Source organism: Rhodoferax sp. GW821-FHT02C08, assembly GCF_059421805.1.
Window position 1 is genome coordinate 1 of sequence record NZ_JBWKVR010000069.1, and the last position, 613, is coordinate 613.

1 protein-coding gene is annotated in these 613 nt (G+C 59.9%); it reads left to right on the plus strand.

The features are described 5' to 3' along the window. Positions 1-57: 57 nt before the first annotated feature. A partial coding sequence (locus tag AC07VY_RS26590; protein ID WP_495100146.1) for an IS5 family transposase occupies positions 58-613 on the plus strand: 556 nt, incomplete at its 3' end.

The window sequence follows — 613 nt, forward strand, 5'->3', positions numbered from 1 at the left end:
CTAAGAGCCTGTTCAAAATCTTTTTTGATACTGACTTTCCGCTAAGCTGCTGGCCCCATGAGAGCCAAGTACCCCAGCGATATCAGCCCCGAGAAGTTCGAACTCATCCGCCCCTTGCTGGAGAGTGCCCGCAAAACCACCCGCCCACGCAGCGTTGACCTGTATGACGTGTTTTGCGCCGTGCTTTACTTGCTGCGCACTGGCTGCCAATGGCGAGCCCTACCCAGTAACTTTCCCAAATGGCGCACGGTACAGGCTTGCTTTGCCATTTGGAGTGCGCCGCGCGAAGGCGCCAGCCTGCTGGAGCAGGCACTAAAAAATCAGGTTGGCGTGGCCCGAGAGAAACAGGGGCGCAACGCCTCAAGCACGTTCTTGATCGTGGACGCGCAGAGCGTGAAGAACACGGACACGGCAGCCTGCAAGGGCTATGACGCGGGCAAAAAGGTCTCGGGCATCAAGCGCCACATTGCAGTGGACACACAGGGGCTGCCGCACGCGGTGGCCGTGACGACAGCCGAGGTGACGGATCGCAAAGGGGCGCTGCAGGCACTGCAGCGCTGTAAACCGGCCCTCAGCAAGGTGCAAAGCCTGCTATGTGACAGCGGCTACGTGG